This is a genomic window from Pseudomonas sp. P4_C8 (genome assembly GCF_056401975.1).
In genome coordinates this window covers 181,271-201,627 of sequence record NZ_JBFUIH010000009.1, presented here as the reverse complement: position 1 = coordinate 201,627, position 20,357 = coordinate 181,271, and the positions used below count along the sequence as shown (strand labels likewise).

At 58.4% G+C, this 20,357-nt stretch carries 20 protein-coding genes; 15 read left to right on the top strand and 5 right to left on the bottom strand.

The genetic code is table 11. The annotated features are described in order from the left end of the window. The first annotated feature begins 64 nt into the window (after positions 1-64). From aroC to AC1DWM_RS08340, 3 genes are all read left to right on the top strand, one after another. A complete protein-coding gene (aroC, locus tag AC1DWM_RS08350; RefSeq protein WP_477794993.1) occupies positions 65-1,156 on the top strand; it encodes a chorismate synthase in 1,092 nt (363 codons plus the stop codon). A 28-nt stretch (positions 1,157-1,184) separates the two neighbouring features. After that, positions 1,185-2,336, top strand: coding sequence for an MFS transporter (locus tag AC1DWM_RS08345; protein ID WP_477794992.1), 1,152 nt, complete (start codon positions 1,185-1,187; stop codon positions 2,334-2,336). Positions 2,337-2,454: 118 nt separating this feature from the next. Then, positions 2,455-3,000, top strand: coding sequence for a 1,2-dihydroxy-3-keto-5-methylthiopentene dioxygenase (locus AC1DWM_RS08340; RefSeq protein WP_477794991.1), 546 nt, complete (start codon positions 2,455-2,457; stop codon positions 2,998-3,000). Between the two features lie 164 nt (positions 3,001-3,164). Here the strand turns inward: AC1DWM_RS08340 and AC1DWM_RS08335 are convergent, their stop codons facing one another. Then, positions 3,165-3,443 (bottom strand): DUF3509 domain-containing protein, encoded by a 279-nt coding sequence (locus AC1DWM_RS08335; RefSeq protein WP_223518706.1) that lies wholly within the window; start codon positions 3,441-3,443, stop codon positions 3,165-3,167. A gap of 341 nt (positions 3,444-3,784) precedes the next feature. Here AC1DWM_RS08335 and AC1DWM_RS08330 point away from each other — a divergent pair, with 341 nt between their 5' ends. The 9 genes from AC1DWM_RS08330 to AC1DWM_RS08290 all read left to right on the top strand — a co-directional run bounded on the left by AC1DWM_RS08330 (position 3,785) and on the right by AC1DWM_RS08290 (position 11,741). Beyond that, complete coding sequence (locus AC1DWM_RS08330; protein ID WP_477794990.1) at positions 3,785-5,623, top strand: long-chain-acyl-CoA synthetase; 1,839 nt, start codon at positions 3,785-3,787, stop codon at positions 5,621-5,623. Positions 5,624-5,719: 96 nt separating this feature from the next. Further along, on the top strand, positions 5,720-6,238 hold the full coding sequence (locus AC1DWM_RS08325) for an ankyrin repeat domain-containing protein (RefSeq protein ID WP_223518709.1): 519 nt from the start codon (positions 5,720-5,722) through the stop codon (positions 6,236-6,238). A gap of 114 nt (positions 6,239-6,352) precedes the next feature. After that, the gene (locus AC1DWM_RS08320; RefSeq protein ID WP_477794989.1) at positions 6,353-6,883 is read left to right on the top strand and encodes a hypothetical protein; all 531 of its coding nucleotides are present in this window, start codon (positions 6,353-6,355) and stop codon (positions 6,881-6,883) included. 80 nt (positions 6,884-6,963) lie between these two features. Beyond that, a complete protein-coding gene (locus AC1DWM_RS08315) occupies positions 6,964-7,155 on the top strand; it encodes a PLDc N-terminal domain-containing protein (protein WP_223518714.1) in 192 nt (63 codons plus the stop codon). Positions 7,156-7,366: 211 nt separating this feature from the next. Next, positions 7,367-7,600, top strand: coding sequence for a hypothetical protein (locus tag AC1DWM_RS08310; RefSeq protein WP_223518716.1), 234 nt, complete (start codon positions 7,367-7,369; stop codon positions 7,598-7,600). 213 nt (positions 7,601-7,813) lie between these two features. Next, a complete protein-coding gene (locus AC1DWM_RS08305) occupies positions 7,814-8,155 on the top strand; it encodes a ribonuclease E inhibitor RraB (protein WP_223518717.1) in 342 nt (113 codons plus the stop codon). Between the two features lie 407 nt (positions 8,156-8,562). Further along, entirely contained in the window at positions 8,563-9,972 is a 1,410-nt protein-coding gene (locus AC1DWM_RS08300) for a circularly permuted type 2 ATP-grasp protein (protein WP_223518718.1), read from the top strand. Between the two features lie 12 nt (positions 9,973-9,984). Next, positions 9,985-10,935 carry an alpha-E domain-containing protein gene (locus AC1DWM_RS08295; RefSeq protein ID WP_223518720.1) on the top strand — a complete coding sequence of 317 codons (951 nt, stop codon included), beginning with the start codon at positions 9,985-9,987 and terminating at the stop codon, positions 10,933-10,935. Continuing rightward, positions 10,932-11,741: a transglutaminase family protein gene (locus AC1DWM_RS08290; RefSeq protein ID WP_223518722.1), complete on the top strand. Its 810-nt coding sequence runs from the start codon at positions 10,932-10,934 to the stop codon at positions 11,739-11,741. Before AC1DWM_RS08295 ends, AC1DWM_RS08290 begins: the two co-directional genes overlap by 4 nt. A gap of 134 nt (positions 11,742-11,875) precedes the next feature. Here the strand turns inward: AC1DWM_RS08290 and AC1DWM_RS08285 are convergent, their stop codons facing one another. Next, positions 11,876-12,697 carry a c-type cytochrome gene (locus AC1DWM_RS08285; RefSeq protein WP_223518724.1) on the bottom strand — a complete coding sequence of 274 codons (822 nt, stop codon included), beginning with the start codon at positions 12,695-12,697 and terminating at the stop codon, positions 11,876-11,878. A 594-nt stretch (positions 12,698-13,291) separates the two neighbouring features. Here AC1DWM_RS08285 and AC1DWM_RS08280 point away from each other — a divergent pair. The 3 genes from AC1DWM_RS08280 (at position 13,292) to AC1DWM_RS08270 (ending at position 17,487) form a co-directional block, all read left to right on the top strand. After that, on the top strand, positions 13,292-14,497 hold the full coding sequence (locus tag AC1DWM_RS08280; RefSeq protein ID WP_477794988.1) for an acetyl-CoA C-acetyltransferase: 1,206 nt from the start codon (positions 13,292-13,294) through the stop codon (positions 14,495-14,497). A 27-nt stretch (positions 14,498-14,524) separates the two neighbouring features. Continuing rightward, positions 14,525-16,669: a 3-hydroxyacyl-CoA dehydrogenase NAD-binding domain-containing protein gene (locus tag AC1DWM_RS08275; protein ID WP_477794987.1), complete on the top strand. Its 2,145-nt coding sequence runs from the start codon at positions 14,525-14,527 to the stop codon at positions 16,667-16,669. A gap of 95 nt (positions 16,670-16,764) precedes the next feature. After that, positions 16,765-17,487, top strand: coding sequence for an amidotransferase (locus AC1DWM_RS08270; protein WP_477794986.1), 723 nt, complete (start codon positions 16,765-16,767; stop codon positions 17,485-17,487). 85 nt (positions 17,488-17,572) lie between these two features. On the opposite strand, the gene AC1DWM_RS08265 is transcribed toward AC1DWM_RS08270, so the two are convergent. From AC1DWM_RS08265 to AC1DWM_RS08255, 3 genes are all read right to left on the bottom strand, one after another. Beyond that, positions 17,573-18,547: a magnesium and cobalt transport protein CorA gene (locus AC1DWM_RS08265; RefSeq protein ID WP_223518732.1), complete on the bottom strand. Its 975-nt coding sequence runs from the start codon at positions 18,545-18,547 to the stop codon at positions 17,573-17,575. Between the two features lie 147 nt (positions 18,548-18,694). Beyond that, positions 18,695-19,417 (bottom strand): lysophospholipid acyltransferase family protein, encoded by a 723-nt coding sequence (locus AC1DWM_RS08260; RefSeq protein ID WP_223518734.1) that lies wholly within the window; start codon positions 19,415-19,417, stop codon positions 18,695-18,697. Positions 19,418-19,629: 212 nt separating this feature from the next. After that, a complete protein-coding gene (locus AC1DWM_RS08255) occupies positions 19,630-20,319 on the bottom strand; it encodes a crotonase/enoyl-CoA hydratase family protein (protein ID WP_477794985.1) in 690 nt (229 codons plus the stop codon). Positions 20,320-20,357 lie beyond the last annotated feature (38 nt).

The following is a 20,357-nucleotide window of genomic DNA, read 5'->3' as shown; positions in this document are numbered from 1 at the left end:
TCGGGTAGCCTGCGTATACTGGCGCGCATTACGTATTCAGGTTCTATTTCACGGAGCGTCCTGCATGTCCGGCAATACCTACGGCAAGCTGTTCACTGTCACCACCGCGGGCGAAAGCCATGGCCCGGCGTTGGTCGCCATTGTCGACGGCTGCCCGCCGGGGCTGGAGATTTCCCTGGAGGATCTGCAGCGTGATCTGGACCGCCGCAAGCCCGGCACCAGCCGCCACACCACGCAACGCCAGGAAGCCGACGAAGTCGAAATCCTCTCTGGCGTGTTCGAAGGTCGCACCACCGGTTGCCCCATTGGCCTGTTGATCCGCAACACCGACCAGAAGTCCAAGGACTACTCGGCGATCAAGGATCTGTTCCGCCCGGCCCACGCCGATTACACCTACCACCATAAATACGGTGAGCGCGATTACCGTGGCGGCGGTCGCAGCTCGGCCCGGGAAACCGCCATGCGCGTGGCTGCCGGGGCGATTGCGAAAAAGTACCTGGCGACGCAAGGCATTGTCATTCGYGGCTACATGAGCCAGCTGGGCCCGATTGAAATCCCGTTCAAAACCTGGGATTCGGTGGAAGAAAACGCCTTCTTCAGCCCTGACCCAGACAAAGTCCCGGAGCTGGAAGCCTATATGGACCAGCTGCGTCGCGATCAGGATTCGGTCGGTGCGAAAATCACTGTGGTGGCTGAAGGTGTGATGCCAGGCCTGGGCGAGCCGATTTTCGACCGCCTCGACGCCGAACTGGCCCATGCGCTGATGAGCATCAACGCAGTGAAAGGCGTGGAAATCGGCGCCGGTTTCGCCAGCGTCGCCCAGCGCGGCACCGAACACCGCGACGAAATGACTCCGGAAGGTTTCCTCAGCAACAACGCCGGCGGTATTTTGGGCGGCATCTCGTCCGGTCAGCCGATCGTCGCGCACCTGGCGCTGAAGCCGACGTCGAGCATCACCACGCCGGGCCGCTCCATCGACGTCCATGGCAACCCGGTGGAAGTCATCACCAAAGGCCGTCACGACCCGTGCGTCGGCATTCGTGCCACGCCCATCGCTGAAGCGATGATGGCCATCGTGCTGATGGATCACTTGCTGCGTCACCGTGGGCAGAACGCCGATGTGCGCGTGAGCACCCCGGTGCTGGGTCAGCTTTAATGGCTGACCTGACAGCCGCTGCAGTCTGATGACGGCAGCGGCGCTCCCGTACTGGCGGCTCTCCAGTTTCTATCTGTTCTATTTCGCCTTGCTCGGTTCGACGGCGCCGTTTCTGGCGCTGTACTTCGATCACCTGGGCTTTTCCAGCGCGCGGATCGGCGAACTGGTGGCGATCCCGATGCTGATGCGCTGCGTTGCGCCGAACATCTGGGGCTGGTTGGGTGACTACACCGGCCGACGGCTGGCCATCGTGCGCTTCGGTGCGGTATGTACGCTGCTGACGTTCTYGCTGATTTTCGTCAGCAAGACATACGCCTGGCTGGCAATGGTCATGGCGCTGCACGCGTTCTTCTGGCACGCGGTATTGCCGCAGTTCGAAGTCATCACCCTGGCGCACCTGAAAGGGCAGACCTCGCGCTACAGCCAGATCCGCTTGTGGGGCTCCATCGGTTTCATCATCACCGTGGTTTTGCTTGGTCGATTGTTCGAATGGCTCAGCCTCGACATTTATCCGGTGGCATTGGTGTTGATCATGGCCGGTATCGTCGTCAGCAGCCTGTGGGTGCCCAATGCCCAACCGGCTCAGGGTGAGCGGCTGGCGGGTGAAGGTTTTCTCAAACAATTGCGCAGCCCCGGCGTCCTGGCGTTTTATGGCTGCGTGGCGTTGATGCAAATGAGCCACGGGCCTTATTACACGTTTTTGACCTTGCACCTGGAACGTCTCGGCTATAGCCGAGGCGTGATCGGCATGCTCTGGGCCGTCGGCGTGGTCGCTGAAGTGTTGATGTTTCTGGCCATGACCCGAATCCTCACGCGGTTCTCGGTGCGCCGGGTGCTGTTGGCGAGTTTCCTGCTGGCCGCCCTGCGCTGGGTGCTGCTCGGTTCGTTTGCCGAGTTTCTTTGGGTGTTGCTGTTCGCCCAAGTGCTGCATGCGGCCACCTTCGGCAGCTTTCACGCGGCTGCCATTCAGTTCGTGCAACGTAGCTTTGGCGCCCGTCAGCAGGGGCAGGGCCAGGCGCTATACGCGGCGCTGGCCGGCACCGGCGGCGCTTTGGGCGCGTTGTATTCCGGCTACAGCTGGAATGCCCTCGGCGCCCCATTGACCTTTAGTATTGCAAGCGTCGCATCCCTGGCGGCAGCCGTTATCATTGCCACACGACTGCAAGAGGACAGGCCATGAGCCTTACCCGTGGACACCTCGTCCAGGGCAGATCGAGGCCATTGAATTTTTTCGAGTGCGAGTTGAAGACGCGCGCGCTCTTTAACCGTAAAGCATGAACCGTTAAGGAGTTGCCCTGATGAGCAGCCTGTCCGTTTACCACGTCACAAGCCCTGACCTGCCGAACAAGGTGCTGACCCATTTCGAAGACATCGCCTCGACCCTGGCCGAGCAGGGCGTGCGCTTCGACCGCTGGCAAGCGGCGGCGAAAATCCAGCCCGGCGCAAGTCAGGAAGAAGTGATCGCCGCGTATCAGGAACAAATCGACAAACTGATGACCGAACACGGTTACATCACCGTCGACGTTATCAGCGTGAACAGTGATCACCCGCAAAAAGCCGAGTTGCGCGCCAAGTTCCTCGACGAACACTGTCATGGCGAAGACGAAGTCCGATTTTTCGTTGTCGGTCGTGGCTTGTTTTCCCTGCACATCGGCGATTACGTCTACGCGGTACTCTGCGAAAAGAACGACCTGATCTCGGTGCCGGCCGGCACGCCGCACTGGTTTGACATGGGCGAACACCCGCATTTTGTGGCGATTCGTCTGTTCAAAAACCCTGAAGGCTGGGTGGCCAACTTCACTGGCGAAGACATCGCCAGCCGCTTCCCGCGTCTTGAGGACTGACCGTTTCGCGCGGATCAATCCTTCAACTTTTTAAGATCAAAGCACATAACTTGTGGGAGCGAGCTTGCTCGCGAAAGCGGTGTATCAGTCAACTTTAATCTCGACTGATACGCCCTCTTCGCGAGCAGACTCGCTCCCACAGTGGTTTGTACTGTCCTGACGAATTACGCCGTGTGATAGGTCGGCAAAGCAAACCGTTGCTGGCTTTGCAACATGGAGATCTGCGGCAGTTCACTGGCCTGTTCCGCAAGGTCACGACGAATCGCACTGATCACCCACGACAACTGATCGCCAGCATGCAATTGCTGGTAGGAAATCGAACGCTTGAACACCCGGCCTTCGGTGCTGCGCAGGGTCAGCAGAATCCCGCCGTCAGGACGCGCTTGGGTGGTCACTTCGAAGTTGGAGAACAGGGACGAAAATTTTTCTTGGATCAGGTTCATGTCTATCAGCTCCGTGTGCACATGATTGGCAAGCATGGAGAGGTAGTTGCAGCGATTGTGCCAGTATTTTAAGTTTAAAAAATCTATATAAATCAATCAGTTAAGCTTTTACCGGATTTTCGGTTTCGTGCAATCTGCATGAATGGCCATCGTGCATCCTGCATTTTGAAAGATCGTTGCTGTTTCGATGGAGCCAATTGGCAGGTCGAGGTTCATCGTTCGTTAGTCCGGGCTGCGGATACAAAACATTGCAAAAACCGCGTGTACAGCTCAAGAACCGCTGACGTATTTTCGAGCTCAAAGATCGCCGCCCGACAATAAGAAAATCAGCGGGAACACGCATGAAACGCACGCCGAACGACACGATTACCTGGGGCATGATGCTCCGCAAGCTGCCGACGATTGCCAAAGCCATTCCCCGCGTGGTGAAAGGCCTGAAGGTCGCCAATGTCAAGGATCCGACCCAACCGTGTGGCTTGGGCTGGTGTTTCGAGCAGGCGACGTTGCGCAATCCCGATGGCCCCGCGTTACTGCAGGGCGACGTGACACTGACGTATACGCAGGTCAATCAATGGGCCAACCGCATCGCTCATCATCTGATTGCCCAAGACATCGGCAAGGGTGACGTGGTCGCGGTCTTCATCGAGAACCGCCCGGAGCTGCTGGTGACGATTCTGGCGGTGGCCAAGGTCGGCGCGATCAGCGCGTTGCTCAATACTTCGCAGACCCGCGATACCCTCTTGCACAGCCTGAACCTGGTGGCGCCCGTGGCGATCATTGTCGGCGGCGAATTGGTCCCGGCGTTTTCGCAGGTCCGCGAACGGGTGTCCATTGCCCCGGCGCGAACCTGGTACGTCGCCGATCAAGCCACCTACAACCATCCGGGCATTGCCCCCGAGGGTTTCGTCAACCTGATGGCGGCCAGTGCCGATGCAGCCGACAACAACCCTGCCAGCAGCCAGCAGGTTTTTTTCGACGATCCTTGTTTCTATATCTACACCTCGGGCACCACCGGGCTGCCCAAGGCCGGCGTCTTCAAACACGGGCGCTGGATGCGCAGCTCTGCCAGTTTCGGCCTGATCGCCCTGGACATGCAGCCGCACGACATCGTCTATTGCACCTTGCCGCTGTATCACGCCACCGGGCTCTGCGTGTGCTGGGGTTCGGCCATCAGCGGCGCCTCGGGGTTCGCCATCCGCCGCAAGTTCAGCGCCAGCCAGTTCTGGAGTGACGTACGCAAATATCACGCGACCACCCTCGGCTACGTCGGCGAACTGTGCCGCTATCTGGTGGATCAACCACCCAGTGCCGAAGACAGCCAACACGGCGTGACCAAGATGATCGGCAACGGTTTGCGTCCTGGCGCGTGGAACGCCTTCAAAACCCGTTTTGGCGTTAAGCATATTTGCGAGCTGTATGCGGCCAGCGACGGCAACATCGGCTTCATCAACATTCTCAATTTCGACCACACCATCGGTTTCTCGCTAATGGCCTGGGAATTGGTGACCTACGATCATGACAGCGGCCAACCGATTCGCAATGCCAAGGGTTTCATGAACAAAGTGGCCAAAGGCACGCAGGGTCTGTTGTTGGCGAAAATCGACGACAAGGCTCCGCTGGACGGCTATACCGATCCGCAAAAGACCGCAAAAGTCGTGCTGCATGACGTGTTCAAGAAGGGCGATAGTTACTTCAACACCGGTGACCTGCTGCGCAACATTGGTTTCGGCCATGCACAATTCGTCGACCGATTGGGTGATACCTATCGTTGGAAGGGTGAAAACGTCTCGACCACGGAAGTCGAAAACATCTTGCTGCAATATCCGCAGATCGCGGAAGCCGTGGCGTATGGCGTGGAGGTCCGAAACACCAACGGGCGCGCCGGCATGGCTGCGATTACCCCGGCCGAATCCCTGGCCACCCTGGACTTCAGCGAATTGCTGGAATTCGCTCGCCAGCAAATGCCTGCCTATGCGGTGCCGCTGTTCCTGCGGGTGAAAGTGAAAATGGAGACCACCGGGACGTTCAAATACCAGAAGACCCGGCTCAAGGACGAAGCCTTCGACCCCGGCAAAACTGGTGATGACCCGATCTACGCCTGGCTACCCGGCACCCAGACTTACGTGCAAGTGACCGAGCAGGTGCTGGCGGATATTCATGACGGCAAGTACCGCTATTGAAGGTGGCTATGGCTACCCTTGAGAAAAAACAAGTGACAGCGTGGGGGCTGCTCGGGAAACTGTCGGCTTTGCGAATAACCCAACGTGGAGCCCCCGATGTCAGACCAAAGCCGCCAGATGACCCCCGAAGAAGCCGCTGAATTTGCCGAACAGGTCTTCAACAAAGCGCGCGAGGGTGATGCGGCCATGATGGCTGCGCTGCTGACCAAAGGCCTGCCGCCTAATCTGCGCAACCACAAAGGCGACACCTTGCTGATGCTGGCCGCCTACCATGGCCACGTGGATACCGTAAAAGTCCTGCTTGAACACAAAGCCGACCCGGAAATTCGCAATGACAACGGCCAAAGCCCGATTGCCGGTGCCGCGTTCAAGGGCGACCTGGCAGTGGTCAAGGCACTGGTAGACGGCGGGGCGCAAGTGGAAGGTTCATCGTTTGATGGCCGAACCGCGTTGATGATGGCGGCGATGTTCAACCGCGTCGAAATCGTCGACTACCTGATCAGCAAAGGTGCCGATCCAAAAGCCAAGGACGCCAACGGCGTGTCCGCACTCGATGCCGCGAAAACCCTCGGCGCCACCGACACCATCGCTCAGTTGGAAAAACTGCTCGGCTGATCCTTTGTGGTGGGGGACCAAGCCCCTCACCACAGGTCTCACCCTGCTCGGTAACTTCCTCCGAATGCGCTATCCTTCGCGCCCTCAAAAATCATTCGCTACAGGATCCACCTCATGAAAGCCGCACTCGTCGAACTCATCAGCAAAATCAGCTCCGGGTGCATGAGCGATGACGAAATTCTGAAGGTCGCTGACGAAGCGGCTCAGGCTTACGCCGATCCTGAAGCTTTTCTGACGGCCAATCCGGATATCAACTACGACGACACGTTCCCGATCGCCTTGGGCGAATGGGTGGTTGTCGGCAGTCTGCCGGAGACAGTGTTGTTCCAGGCCGACACATACATGGACCTGTTCGCCCAGATCGTCGCTTCGTTCGGCCCCGGTGTTGATTTCAATATCAAACCCAAGCAACTGGCCAAAACCGATGCCCTGACCGCGCTCAACCGCATTCAGGTGCAAATGGGCAGCATGAACAAGGAAAACGGCGGCTACACGCTGATGAACTTCAGCCAGTTGCTCGACGACGAACTGCAAGTGGTGCTGGTCTACGGCAACGACGTGCCACGGGTACTTGAACTGTGCGCCGAGGTCGGCATCGCCGCTGCGCCATCCCTGGAAGCCTTGAAAGTGGCGATCCATATCTGACGTTAACCCAGTAAAAAATCGGAACACTGGCATTGGGCGGCTATCCTAAGAGTGCAAAATCACTCTTAGGGAGCGTCACCATGGGTTCTACGTTCAACAGCCTGATTGCCTTGATCATTTTCGTGCTGGATATCTGGGCCATCATCAACGTGTTTAAAAGTGGCGCCACCACCGGGATGAAAGTCCTCTGGGTGGTGTTGATCGCGTGCTTGCCGGTGCTGGGGCTGATCATCTGGGCCATCACCGGACCGCGGGCTGACGTACGGATCTGACTCCATTCCCTGTAGGAGCCGAGCTTGCTCGCGAAAGCGGTGTATCAGTCAATACACATGTCGGCTGATACACCGCTTTCGCGAGCAAGCTCGGCTCCTACATGGGGCATGTATTTTTCAGGCTCCAATGCAGTAATCCGTTGAACGAACAGTCCGCGCAAAAGTCCAGATGCTTGTAAGCCCATCCATGGGTTTTATCGAGGAGGCTCTGATGCAAAAGTGGAAAATCACTTTCGTAGATGATCACGGCGAAACAGTCGATGAAGTCTTTGAGTGCGACGAATGCCCGGATAACGAGCACGCCGCCAAACTCATCAAGGCCCGACTCCTTCCTGTCGCCGCCGTACTGGATCTGAACGATCTGGAAGGGCGAACTCCCGATGCGACCGTCAAAAGTCTTAAAGCCCAGAACAGCATACAAATCCTCGGCATCACGCCAATCTGAACATCTCCTGTCACATTCTCATCCAGTCCTTGGCAGCGGCTCTCTCTTGAGGCTACTCTGCAATCGAGATCAGCGAATGGATCGCTAAGGTCTGGTCTTGTCAGCTACATGCTTGCTTCCCACCGGCAACGAGGTTGCCGCATCGCTCGCACCACTCGGTTGCGCGTGCCGGGAATACGGAAAGTCTATCCATCACTATGAGGGGGACGTTTCATGAGCACAGCCTATCAAGAAGACATCAGCAGCTCGGTGCTGCGCCGCATGAAAGAAGGCGGTTTCGACTTTTCAAGATTCCATCCCATCGAGTTCTACGCCATTTTCCCCGACGAGGAGCGGGCCCGCAGAGCAGCAGGTCATTACCGTGGTGAGTCCTTGAATGCGCAAATCAGTGTGCGCGACGACGGCGCATGGGCGCTCGAACTGAGCAAAGTCATGTACGCCACATACGATGACATCGGCGATTTCGAGCAATGTTTTGAGGCCGTGGTCGAGCCTCTGGGCGGCATCATTGAAGGATGGGGCGTCAAGCAGGAGGTACGAGGGCTACTCGCATAATCTTATGAACAGTGACACGCACTAACGGCTGGCCTTCGGGTTGGCCGTTTTAGTTTATGGGGCGGCAAAATCCTTCCGGCAAAACCCTTCCGGCAAAACCCTGAAACAAGAATCCGGCGCAAAAAAAACCGCCTGAGCAGGCGGCTAAAGGGAAGTTCGGGCTGTTTTCCAGCGAATGCGCGGATTATCCGCACGGGCGGGCGGGCAGTGAAATCAACTCTGACTATGCTGGTGATAGGCGACAACGTCGCCTTGCAATGAAGCGGGGGCAATCAAGTTGGGGCGTTTGCTGCACGGGATTGGTGCGGTATTAACGGTGTTGATTTCCAACTGATTGATATCAAAGCGTTTATGCCGATGGCACGGGCCTTGCGAAGCCTAGGTGTCCGGGTGACAAGGAGTACGGCATGATCCGCACCTATTTTGATGAAATGTACGATGCCGGCGGCCAGGTCCGCCCGCATTATCGGGAGTTTGCCCGTTGGCTGGCCGAAACGCCTGACGAACTTTTGGCACAACGGCGACGCGAGGCCGATCTGTTGTTTCATCGCGCCGGGATTACTTTTACGCTCTATGGGGACGAGCAGGGGACAGAGCGCCTGATTCCCTTCGATACAATCCCTCGCAGCATCCCTGCCAGTGAATGGCGGGTCGTCGAGCGCGGCTGCATTCAGCGGGTCAAGGCATTGAACATGTTCCTTGCCGACCTCTATCACGAGCAGCGCATCATCAAGGCGGGCATCATTCCTGCCGAGCAAGTGCTGGCCAACGAGCAATACCAGTTGGCGATGCAAGGGCTGAATCTGCATCGGGATATCTATTCGCACATCTCTGGCGTCGATCTGGTGCGCGACGGCGACGGCACGTACTACGTGCTCGAAGACAACCTGCGTACACCCAGCGGCGTGAGCTACATGCTCGAAGATCGCAAGATGATGATGCGGCTGTTTCCCGAACTGTTCGCGGCGCAACGCATTGCCCCCATCGATCACTATCCGAATTTGCTCCTGGATACCCTGAAAAGCTCCAGTCCGATCGACAATCCGAGCGTGGTGGTGCTAACGCCGGGTCGCTTCAACAGCGCGTTTTTCGAGCATGCCTTTTTGGCCAGGGAGATGGGCGTTGAACTGGTGGAAGGCGCAGACCTGTTCGTGCGCGATGACAAGGTGTTCATGCGCACCACAGACGGGCCGAAAGCCGTCGATGTGATCTACCGTCGCCTCGACGATGCATTCCTCGACCCGCTGGCGTTCAATCCGGATTCGATGCTGGGCGTTCCGGGCCTGCTGTCATCGTACCGCTCCGGCAATGTGGTGCTGGCGAATGCCATCGGCACCGGAGTCGCGGACGACAAGTCGGTGTACCCGTTTGTCACCGACATGATCCGTTTCTACCTCGACGAAGAACCGATCCTGAAAAACGTGCCGACGTTTCAGTGCCGCAATCCATCTGAACTGTCCCACGTGCTGGCCAATCTTCCCGATCTGGTGGTCAAGGAAACCCAGGGCTCCGGCGGTTACGGAATGCTGGTCGGGCCAGCGGCGACGGCGGCGGAAATCGAGTCGTTTCGCGCGCGGATCAAAGCCAAGCCGCACGCGTACATCGCACAACCGACGTTGTCCCTGTCGACCTGTCCGACCTTTGTCGAAAACGGCATCGCCCCACGCCACATCGACCTGCGTCCGTTTGTATTGTCTGGCCGCGAAACCCGGGTTGTGCCCGGCGGTTTGACCCGTGTCGCCCTGCGTGAAGGCTCTCTGGTGGTGAATTCATCCCAGGGTGGCGGAACCAAGGACACCTGGGTGGTCGAGGATTGAAGGAAGCTTGCCATGCTAAGTAGAACTGCCTCGGATTTGTATTGGATGTCGCGTTACCTGGAGCGAGCGGAAAACCTCGCACGGATGCTCGACATCAGTTATTCGCTGTCGCTGATGCCACAGGATGGTCGCGGTGACGGGCTGCACGAACTCGCCATGCCGCTGCTGATCACCGGCACCCTGGATGATTACCTGGAGCGCCACGGCGAGTTGCATGCCGAACGGCTGCTGCACTTTTTCGCCCTGGACGCGGCCAACCCGGCGAGCATCTACAGCTGCCTCGGCGCCGCTCGGGCCAGTGCCCATGCGGTGCGTGGGCGAATCACCGCCGACATGTGGGAAAACATCAACGCCACCTGGCTGGAGATTCGCGGGATCGCCGAACAGGGTTTGAGCCGCTACGGCATGAGCCGTTTTTGCGAATGGATCAAGGAACGTTCCCACCTGTTTCGGGGCGCGTCCTACGGCACCATCATGCGTAACGATGCGTTCCGCTTCATTCGTCTGGGAACATTTATCGAACGGGCTGACAACACGCTGCGCCTGCTCGACGCTCGCTACGAAATGGCCGGCGATCAAGCTGAAACCGTCAGTGACAGTACGGCGCACGCCTATTATCAGTGGAGCGCATTGCTGCGTGCGCTGTCGTCGTTCGAGGCGTACACCGAGATCTACCGCGACGCCCCCGGTGCCCGGCATGTGGCTGAGTTGCTGTTGCTGCGGGCCGATGTGCCGCGCTCCCTGCGCGCCTGCACCGAGGAAATCGACCAGATCCTCGCCAGTTTGCCGGGGGCCAACGGCCGTCCGGCACAACGCCTGGCCGCTGAGATAGACGCGCGCCTGCGCTACACCGGCATCAACGAAATTCTCGACGAAGGCCTGCACGCCTGGCTGACCGAGTTCATCCCGCTGGTGCGCCAGTTGGGCAACGCCATTCACAGTTCTTACCTGGAGGCTGCATGAGACTTTCCATTAGCCACGAAACCACCTATCACTATGAAGATCAGGTGCGGGCGAGCATCCAGTACCTGCGACTGACACCCCACGACAGCGAGCGTCAGCACGTGCTCAGCTGGCAGCTCGACCTGCCGCGCCCGGTACGCGCGCAACTCGATCCGTTCGGCAACATATTGCACGTGCTGACCATGGACGAGCCGCATGAGGCGATCATCATCGGCGCCCGTGGTCAGGTCGATATCGACGAACTGCGCGAAGCCGAGCATGAAAGCCAGTCGGCGCTGCCGTTCCTGCGTTTCACGCGCCTGACCGAGCCCGACGAAGCGTTGCGAGCGTTCGCGCAAAAGGAATGCAAAACACGTCGGGATCGCACCGCGCTGATCGACTTGATGCATGGCCTTAACCAGCACATGACCTACACGCCCGGCGCAACCGAAGTCGACACCAGCGCGGCTCAGGCCTTCGCCGGGCGTTCAGGCGTCTGTCAGGACCACACCCATGCCTTTCTCGCCTGCGCGCGCAGCCTGGGCATTCCGTCGCGTTATGTGTCGGGTTATCTGTACAGCGAGAACAGCGAACACCTGGCCAGTCACGCCTGGGCGGAAGCCTGGCTCGATGACGCCTGGTACAGTTTTGACGTGACCAATGAACTGGCCCGACCGGAGCGTCACTTGAAACTGGCCGTGGGCCTGGATTACCTGGATGCCTGCCCGGTACGCGGAATGCGCCGGGGCGGCGGCTGCGAGCAGATGCATGCGAAGGTGTTTGTGTCGCCAACGCCGATGCCGGTTATCTCTGTCCAACAGCAATAATCTGCCGCACCACAAAAACCTGTGGGAGCGAGCCTGCTCGCGATAGCGGTCTTCCAGTCAGCAAACCTGTGACTGACACACCGCCATCGTCGGAACGCCGCCCGGAGCCGGCTCGCTCCGACATGGATTCAGGGTCAGGGCTTAACCTTGCGCCCGGCCATATGCTTCAAATACCCCACCAGCATTTCCAGATCCCGCTCCGGTAACACCTGCGCGGTAAACCCCGGCATCTTCGCCTGCGGCCACTGGCGCAAGCTTTGCGGATCACGGATATACCGCTTCAGGAAGTCCGCCCCAAAATACTCGGTCGGGTTATACGGAATATTCAGATCCGGCCCGAATTGCGCATCTCCGGCGCCGTTCAGTCGATGGCACGCCAGGCAGTTCTTCTGAAACAGCGCAAAACCTAGATTGACCGGATCGTCCGCTTTAAAGGCCGGATCCGGCAGCAGGGCAGGGAAGCGTTCGGCCACCGGCGCCATGCGCTTGATGCTGGCGACCTGGTACGGCCATTGCTCGGGGCTGATATTGCCTGTTTGAGGATTCGTCCAGACCAGATAAAACGGCCCGGCACTCGGCTTGCCTTCAGACAACGCTGGCCACGGTTTGGCCGGGTCTTCAATCGCCAACCATGCCTGCGCACCTTGGGTGTTGAGCAACGGTGCAGCGGCCAGTTCGGCGGCAAATCCGTCCAGCGCCACGGCTTGTAGATGGTCAGCAGGCTTGATGCCGGTCAACAACGCCGCCAGCGGCACCGCTTGATAGCTCATGTCTCGTTTGTAGGAAACGTCGTCGGCAATGCGCAGGGTCTGGAGTTGCGGGTGCTTGAGCAGTTCCTCGGTCTGCCAGGTGCGACTGCTCGCGCCCAGCTCCAGGTTCAGCTGTGCGGCAAACAGAGGCGTGCTGAGCAGCAAGGCCCCGATCAGAGTGAGCGTTTTCAATAGATCGCCATCCATGTCGTGAAGGTGCCACAAAGGTTGGCACACCCACGCTGGCTCGGGTAGCGAGCCAGTCACATTTTTAAAATGACGATATAAATACCTGACGCCGTATTTTTTCCCGACTAGCCAATCACCTTGGTCAGATTCGGCAAAATCAACAACAGCGTGGTAGCGAAAAGAATGAGCCCGGCTTGACGTACTTTCGAATGTTTGAACATGGCTTGACCGCCTTTTTTGTTATTTCCTGATGCCTGCCTGCATATCTCCATGACGGCAGAGCGTTGCACTTCCTGTCAGACGAGCGCCTCGGCAAAACCCGACGACAACTTCGTACACTTCACCTTAGAGCCCGCGTCACCCGTGGTTTAGATCCATTTCGTATGGGTATTCCATAAAAAGCTATAAAAAAGACATGAGGCCTATTGCCAGCTTCTTGGGCGCCCTTTTGCTAGACAGCTCCGTGTCCTGAAACGGTTAATCCCATTGCTCACTACCGTCCGTCTGAGCGTGTCCGTCAACGTCTGTGAGCGCTGCGGTCATTGAATCCGCGGCGGCTCGGCATAAGAGTGAGCGCTCAGTATTTACTCACCGCCCAGGTTCGAGGACGTCATGACCCAAGCTTTGATATTCGATGCGTTACGCACGCCCCGCGGCAAAGGCAAGGCCGATGGCGCCTTGCACAGCGTCAAACCGGTCAATCTGGTGGCCGGGTTGCTCACGGCGCTGCAACAGCGCACCTCGCTCGATACCAGCCAGGTCGATGATGTCGTGCTGGGCTGCGTGACGCCCATTGGTGATCAAGGCTCCGATATCGCCAAGACCGCGACCCAAGTGGCGGATTGGGACGTCAGCGTCGCAGGTGTGCAGATCAACCGTTTTTGCGCTTCGGGTCTTGAGGCGGTGAACCTCGGCGCGATGAAGGTGCGTTCCGGTTTCGAAGATCTGGTGGTGGTCGGCGGTGTCGAGTCGATGTCCCGCGTGCCAATGGGCAGTGACGGCGGGGCCTGGGCGCTGGACCCGGAAACCAATCTGCACAGCCATTTCACCCCGCAAGGCGTAGGCGCAGACCTGATCGCCACCCTTGAAGGTTTCAGCCGCCAGGACGTCGATGCCTACGCGCTGCACTCGCAACAGAAAGCAGCGCGGGCGCGGGCGAGCGGTTCGTTCAACAAGTCACTGGTGCCGGTGCAGGATCAGAACGGCATCATCTTGCTCGATCACGATGAGTTCATTCGCGCCGACTCCACCTTGGAAGGCTTGGGCAAGCTCAAACCGAGCTTCGAGATGATGGGGCAAATGGGCTTCGATGCCACGGCGTTGCGCGTCTACAGCCATGTCGAACGGATTAATCACGTTCACACGCCGGGCAACAGTTCCGGGATCGTCGATGGCGCCGCGCTGATGCTGATCGGTTCCGAAGCCAAGGGGCGGGCGCTGGGCTTGCAGCCACGGGCGCGGATCGTCGCCACGGCGGTCACCAGCACCGACCCGACCATCATGCTCACCGGCCCCGCGCCGGCCACCCGTAAAGCTCTGGCCAAGGCCGGCCTGCGGGTCGAAGACATCGACCTGTTTGAAGTCAATGAAGCGTTTGCCTCGGTGGTGCTCAAATTCATCAAGGACATGGCCATCGACCCGGACAAGGTCAACGTAAACGGCGGTTCCATCGCCATGGGCCATCCGCTGGGCGCCACGGGATGCGCGATTCTCGGCACGCTGCTCGATGAGCTGGAAACCCGACGCCTGCGCTATGGCCTCGCGACCCTGTGTGTCGGCGGCGGCATGGGCATTGCCACCATCATCGAACGCCTCTGAGCCCCCGACTTTCAAGGAAACATGTTCATGACTGAAGCCATCCGTTACGAAAAAGGTCAGGATCAGATCGTCGTCCTGACCATCGACATGCCAGGCCAGAGCGCCAACACCATGAACGCGGTCTACCGCGAAGCCATGGCCGCCTGCGTCGCCCGTCTGGTCGCTGAAAAAGACAGCATTGCCGGGGTCATCATCACTTCGGCGAAGAAGACGTTCTTCGCCGGCGGCGACCTTAATGAACTGATCAAAGTCGGCAAACCCGAAGCCAAAGCGTTCTACGACATGGTGCTGACGCTCAAAGGCCAATTGCGCACCCTGGAAACCCTCGGCAAACCGGTGGTGGCCGCGATTAACGGCGCAGCATTGGGCGGCGGCTGGGAAATCTGTCTGGCGTGCCATTACCGCGTGGCGCTGGACAATCCGTCCGTGCAACTCGGCCTGCCGGAAGTCACCCTTGGCCTGTTGCCGGGCGGCGGCGGGGTGGTGCGCATGGTGCGGATGCTGGGGATTGAGAAATCCTTGTCGTACCTGCTCGAAGGCAAAAAAGTCCGACCACAACAGGCGTTGCAGGCCGGATTGATCGACGAGTTGGCGAAAGATCCTGGAGAACTGCTGAGCAAGGCACGGGCCTGGATTCTGGCCAACCCAACGGCGATTCAGCGCTGGGACGTGAAGGGTTATCAGATCCCGGGCGGTACACCGTCCAGCCCGAAAGTCGCGCAAATGCTTGCCATCGCGCCGTCGATCCTGCGCAGCAAAACCCAGGGCTGCATGCCCGCGCCGGAGAAAATTCTCTGCGCGGCGGTTGAAGGTGCTCAGGTGGATTTCGACACCGCGCACCTGATTGAAACCCGTTACTTCACAGAATTGACCACCGGCCAAATCTCGAAAAACCTGATCGGCACGTTCTGGTTCCAGCTCAACGAGATCAATGCCGGTCGGTCACGGCCGCAAGGTTTTGCGCCTTACGTGACGCAAAAAGTCGGGGTGCTCGGCGCCGGGATGATGGGCGCGGGCATCGCGTTTGTCAGCGCATCGGCGGGCATCGAGGTGGTGCTCAAGGACATCACCCTGGCGGCAGCAGAGAAGGGCAAGGCCCATTCGGCAGCGCTGCTGGACAAGAAAGTCGCGCGCGGCCAAATGATTGCGCAGCAGCGTGAGGCGATCCTGGCGCGGATCCGCACCACCGAAAGCGATGCGGACCTGGCCGGTTGCGACTTGATTATCGAGGCAGTATTCGAAGATCGTGAACTCAAAGCCAAGGTCTCCTCGGCCGCGCAAAAAGTCGTCGGCCCGGATGCCGTGATCGCCTCTAACACCTCGACCTTGCCGATCAGCGGACTGGCCACTGCGGTGCCGGATCAGGCCAAGTTCATCGGCCTGCATTTCTTCAGTCCTGTGGAAAAAATGCCGTTGGTGGAAATCATCAAAGGCGCCCACACCAGCGACGAAACTCTGGCTCGCGGGTTCGATTTCGTCCTGCAAATCAAAAAAACCCCGATTGTGGTCAACGACAGTCGCGGTTTCTTTACTTCACGGGTGTTCGGCACTTTCACCAACGAAGGCATCGCCATGCTCGGCGAAGGTGTCAGCGCGCCGATGATCGAAACCGAAGCACGAAAGGCTGGTATGCCCATCGGGCCTCTGGCGATCTCTGACGAAGTTTCCCTCAGCCTCATGAGCCATATCCGCCAGCAAACGGCCAAAGACCTGCAAGCAGAAGGGAAACCGCTGATTGAACACCCGGCGTTTGCTGTGATTGACTTGCTGCTCAACGAATACAAACGGCCCGGTAAAGCGGCAGGAGGCGGTTTCTATGAATACCCGGCCGCCGGCCAGAAACATTTATGGCCGAAGCTGAAAAGCCGCTTCGAGAAGCCTGACGGGCAGATTTCGCCAAAGGATGTGCGTGATCGCCTGCTGTTCGTGCAAGCCATCGAGACCGTGCGCTGTGTGGAGGAGGGCGTGTTGATGTCGACGGCAGACGCCAACGTCGGCTCGATCTTCGGCATCGGTTTTGCGGCCTGGACCGGCGGTGCTTTGCAATTCATCAATCAGTACGGCGTGCAAGACTTCGTCGCCCGCGCCCAATACCTGGCGGCGCAGTATGGCGAGCGCTTCAATCCGCCGGCCTTGTTGCTGGAAAAAGCCGCTAAAGGGGAGGCGTTTTAAGGGACCGGTGACGCTTCGCGGGGCTTGCCTTGGAACGGTGTTTCGAGGCAGGCTCTGGGGTGTGCATTATTCCCATCACGCGTCAGGTATTTTTTATGTCGTTACGCATCTGCATTCTGGAAACCGACCACCTGCGTCCGGAATTGGTCGACCAATATCAGGGCTACGGGCAGATGTTCAAACAGCTGTTTTCGCAGCAGCCTATCGCGGCCGAGTTCACCGTCTATAACGTGGTGCAGGGCGAATACCCAAGCGACGACCTGACGTTCGACGCCTACCTGGTGACGGGCAGCAAGGCCGATTCCTTCGGCACCGACCCGTGGATCGAAACCCTCAAGACCTACCTGCTGACCCGCTACGAGCGCGGCGACAAACTGTTGGGCGTGTGTTTCGGCCATCAGTTGCTGGCGCTGTTGCTGGGTGGCAAAAGCGAACGTGCAACCCAAGGCTGGGGCGTCGGCACCCATAGCTACAAACTCGCCGCCAAGGCGCCGTGGATGAGCCCGGTCAGGGAAGAGTTGACCTTGTTGATAAGCCACCAGGATCAGGTGACCTCGCTACCGGAAAACGCCACGGTCATCGCTTCCAGCGATTTCTGCCCGTTCGCCGCTTACCACATCAACGATCAGGTGCTGTGCTTCCAGGGGCATCCGGAGTTCATTCACGATTATTCGCGCGCGCTGTTGGATATCCGTCAACAAGCGTTGGGCGAGCAAATCTACTCCAAAGGCGTGGCCAGCCTTGAGCATGAGCATCATGGCGCTACGGTTGCGGAGTGGATGATGCGGTTTGTGGCGCACAAAACAGAAACGGTTTAAAGCAAAAACATGCAGGCTCGCCCACACTGGAGATCCCCTGTGGGAGCGAGCCTGCTCGCGATTGTCACAGGCGACTCGGTATTGACTAAAGCCACCCCGACTTCTTGAAACTCGCCCACAACCCTGTACACCCCACCACAATAAACCCCAGCACCCCAAAGTACCCGTATTGCCACGCCAGCTCCGGCATGTTCTGGAAGTTCATCCCGTAAATCCCGGCCACCGCCGTGGGGAACGCCAAAATCGCCGCCCACGCCGCAAACTTGCGCTGCACCACGCTCTGGCGTGAAGCTTCCAGCAGCACTCCAATCTCAATCGTCTGGCTGGCAATGTCTGCCAGGGTTGTCAGGTCTTCCATCTGCCGCGTCACGTGAATCTGCACATCACGGAAGTACGGGCGCATGGTCTTGTCGATGAACGGGAAGCTCAGCTTCTGCAGCTCCTCACCGATCTCCACCATCGGCGCCGCATAACGACGCAGGCGCAATACGTCCCGGCGCAGGCCGTGAAGTTTCTGGATGTCACGTTCATTCAGCGCACCGCACAACAACACGTTGTGTTCCAGCTCATCGATCTCGGCATGGATCGCTTCGCCCATCGGCTGGTAGTTTTCAATCACGAAATCGAGGAGGGCATAGAGGACGAAGTCTTCCCCATGCTCAAGTAACAGGGGGCGCGCCTCACAACGCTGTCGGACATAGGCGTAGGACGCCGAGTGGCCATTGCGTGCAGTAATGATGTAACCGTTGCCGGCAAAGATATGAGTCTCGATGAACTCCAGTTTGCCTTCGTTACGAATCGGCGAATACGTGACAATAAACAGTGCATCACCGAACGTTTCGAGCTTCGGTCGGCTGTGCTTTTCCAGGGCATCTTCGATGGCCAGTTCATGCAGGTTGAACTGGCGTTGCAGATTGGCCAGTTCCTGGGCGTTCGGTTCTTCAAGGCCGATCCAGACAAAGTGACCAGGTTTTGCAGCCCAGGCAGCGCCTTCGTCGAGGGTGATATTGGTGACTCTCTTACCGGCGCTGTAAACCGCAGCAGCAACAACTCTACCCATGATTCAGGTTCACTTCTTATTAGCAGATGGCAGTGGCAGGCAATCTTCAGCTTAGCCTTGTCTGCTGCTTGAGAGTGAGCGAACTTTGCAGAGTTCGAAGGGAAAAGCTCGCAGGCAAAAGAAAACCCGCACCAGGCGGGTTTGTTTTTACGCGGCTTGCAGTTGCCGATCCATCGAAGCGATGCACTCGCGCATCTGTTCGCGGCATTGATCCATCAGCATGGGCATGTCGTCCAGGCTCAATCCCGCTGTCGGAATCGCCGGCAACGAGCGAATCAGAATTTTCCCACTGCGCCAGCGGTTCAAACGCATGTGTTTGACGTAACTGCTGACACACACCGGCACGATCGGCACACCGGCAGCGATCGCCATCTGGAACGCGCCTTTCTTGAACGGCAGCAACTCTTCGCCAAGGTTGCGCGTGCCTTCCGGGAAGACCCAGATCGAAGTGTCTTCATGCTGCAAGGTGCGCGTGGTGGTCAACATCGACTGGCGCGCCTTTTGCGCATTGCCGCGGTCGATCAACACGTTACCGGCCAGCCAGAACAGTTGCCCGAACAGCGGCACCCACTTAAGGCTTTTCTTGCCGATGCACACGGTGCGGCGGGGCACCACATTGCCGAACACAAACAAGTCGTAGTTGGACTGGTGATTAGCGACGATGACGCAGCTGTCAGGCTTGTTCATCAATGGCGCGACATCGGTCTTCACTCGTAAACGCAAAATACACATCGCCGGCCACGCATACAGGCGTGCGCACAAACGGCTGTTGTCCGGGTTGAACGGGCGACACAGGCCTAGAATCACCCCAAGCACACCGGCCAGAATAAAGTGCAGGCCCATCAAGAACATACGAAACACAAACAGCATTTGCAGGCCCCACCGGGACAAAAGGTGGCGCAGTGTACGGATGTGCACTGTTTTCGGCAATTGCCGCTAAAGGGGGGAGAAAGGCGATGTTTGTGAGCATGTTTCTGACTTATTGGTCAGCTGCGGCCTAGAGCGGTTGCAGACTTTTCAACGCAGTGCGTAAGAAAAAGCCCGACACGACGGTCGGGCTTTTCGGTGCAGCAAGTTTGGGCTTAACCCATATGCTCCTGGTCCAGGATGATCGCGTTGTCCAGCGTCTCCAGCAACGCCTTGCGTACTTTCAGCTTGGTGTTCTTGTGCGCGGTCATGTTGATCTTCTTCAACTGACGAGCCGCCGCCAGCGCTGCACCTTGCAACTCTTCGGCCGACACCACCACGTCGAGGAAACCGGCATCCACGGCGCTCTGCGGGTTAAACATCTCACCATTGATCACGGAGCGGTGGAACGCCGACTTGCGCAGGCGATCACGGGCGATCTCGATACCGGCGTGGTGCATGGTCATGCCGATCTGCACTTCGTTCAGACCAATGCTGAACGGCCCATCGACACCAATGCGGTAATCCGCCGACAACAGCAGGAACGCACCCTTGGCCACGGCATGCCCAGGGCACGCCACAATTACCGGGAACGGGTGCGACAGCAGGCGACGGGCCAGGGTCGAACCAGCAGTGACCAACGCCACCGCTTCTTTAGGGCCGGACGTCATCACCTTCAAGTCATAACCACCCGACAGAATCCCCGGCGTACCGGTAATGATCACCACCGCMCGATCMGYYACCGCYYGATCCAGCGCAGCGTTAAACGCRRCAATCACGTCGGGMGAGATGGCATTGACCTTGCCATTGCTCAAGGTCAGGGTCGCGATRCCGTCTTCGAGATGGTAGGAAATCAACTCACTCATGACGCTATTCCTTGTATGAAAGTTGAGGCAGACGTTAC

What these genes read in the sequence shown, in the direction of transcription:
- AC1DWM_RS08300 (WP_223518718.1), top strand. Translation starts at nt 8,563, where the DNA reads ATGATCCGCACCTATTTTGATGAAATGTACGATGCCGGCGGCCAGGTC.
- AC1DWM_RS08335 (WP_223518706.1), bottom strand. Translation starts at nt 3,443, where the DNA reads ATGAACCTGATCCAAGAAAAATTTTCGTCCCTGTTCTCCAACTTCGAA.
- AC1DWM_RS08275 (WP_477794987.1), top strand. Translation starts at nt 14,525, where the DNA reads ATGACTGAAGCCATCCGTTACGAAAAAGGTCAGGATCAGATCGTCGTC.
- AC1DWM_RS08290 (WP_223518722.1), top strand. Translation starts at nt 10,932, where the DNA reads ATGAGACTTTCCATTAGCCACGAAACCACCTATCACTATGAAGATCAG.
- AC1DWM_RS08260 (WP_223518734.1), bottom strand. Translation starts at nt 19,417, where the DNA reads ATGCTGTTTGTGTTTCGTATGTTCTTGATGGGCCTGCACTTTATTCTG.
- AC1DWM_RS08280 (WP_477794988.1), top strand. Translation starts at nt 13,292, where the DNA reads ATGACCCAAGCTTTGATATTCGATGCGTTACGCACGCCCCGCGGCAAA.
- AC1DWM_RS08320 (WP_477794989.1), top strand. Translation starts at nt 6,353, where the DNA reads ATGAAAGCCGCACTCGTCGAACTCATCAGCAAAATCAGCTCCGGGTGC.
- AC1DWM_RS08330 (WP_477794990.1), top strand. Translation starts at nt 3,785, where the DNA reads ATGAAACGCACGCCGAACGACACGATTACCTGGGGCATGATGCTCCGC.
- AC1DWM_RS08305 (WP_223518717.1), top strand. Translation starts at nt 7,814, where the DNA reads ATGAGCACAGCCTATCAAGAAGACATCAGCAGCTCGGTGCTGCGCCGC.
- AC1DWM_RS08325 (WP_223518709.1), top strand. Translation starts at nt 5,720, where the DNA reads ATGTCAGACCAAAGCCGCCAGATGACCCCCGAAGAAGCCGCTGAATTT.
- AC1DWM_RS08340 (WP_477794991.1), top strand. Translation starts at nt 2,455, where the DNA reads ATGAGCAGCCTGTCCGTTTACCACGTCACAAGCCCTGACCTGCCGAAC.
- AC1DWM_RS08270 (WP_477794986.1), top strand. Translation starts at nt 16,765, where the DNA reads ATGTCGTTACGCATCTGCATTCTGGAAACCGACCACCTGCGTCCGGAA.
- AC1DWM_RS08285 (WP_223518724.1), bottom strand. Translation starts at nt 12,697, where the DNA reads ATGGATGGCGATCTATTGAAAACGCTCACTCTGATCGGGGCCTTGCTG.
- AC1DWM_RS08295 (WP_223518720.1), top strand. Translation starts at nt 9,985, where the DNA reads ATGCTAAGTAGAACTGCCTCGGATTTGTATTGGATGTCGCGTTACCTG.
- AC1DWM_RS08315 (WP_223518714.1), top strand. Translation starts at nt 6,964, where the DNA reads ATGGGTTCTACGTTCAACAGCCTGATTGCCTTGATCATTTTCGTGCTG.
- AC1DWM_RS08310 (WP_223518716.1), top strand. Translation starts at nt 7,367, where the DNA reads ATGCAAAAGTGGAAAATCACTTTCGTAGATGATCACGGCGAAACAGTC.
- AC1DWM_RS08265 (WP_223518732.1), bottom strand. Translation starts at nt 18,547, where the DNA reads ATGGGTAGAGTTGTTGCTGCTGCGGTTTACAGCGCCGGTAAGAGAGTC.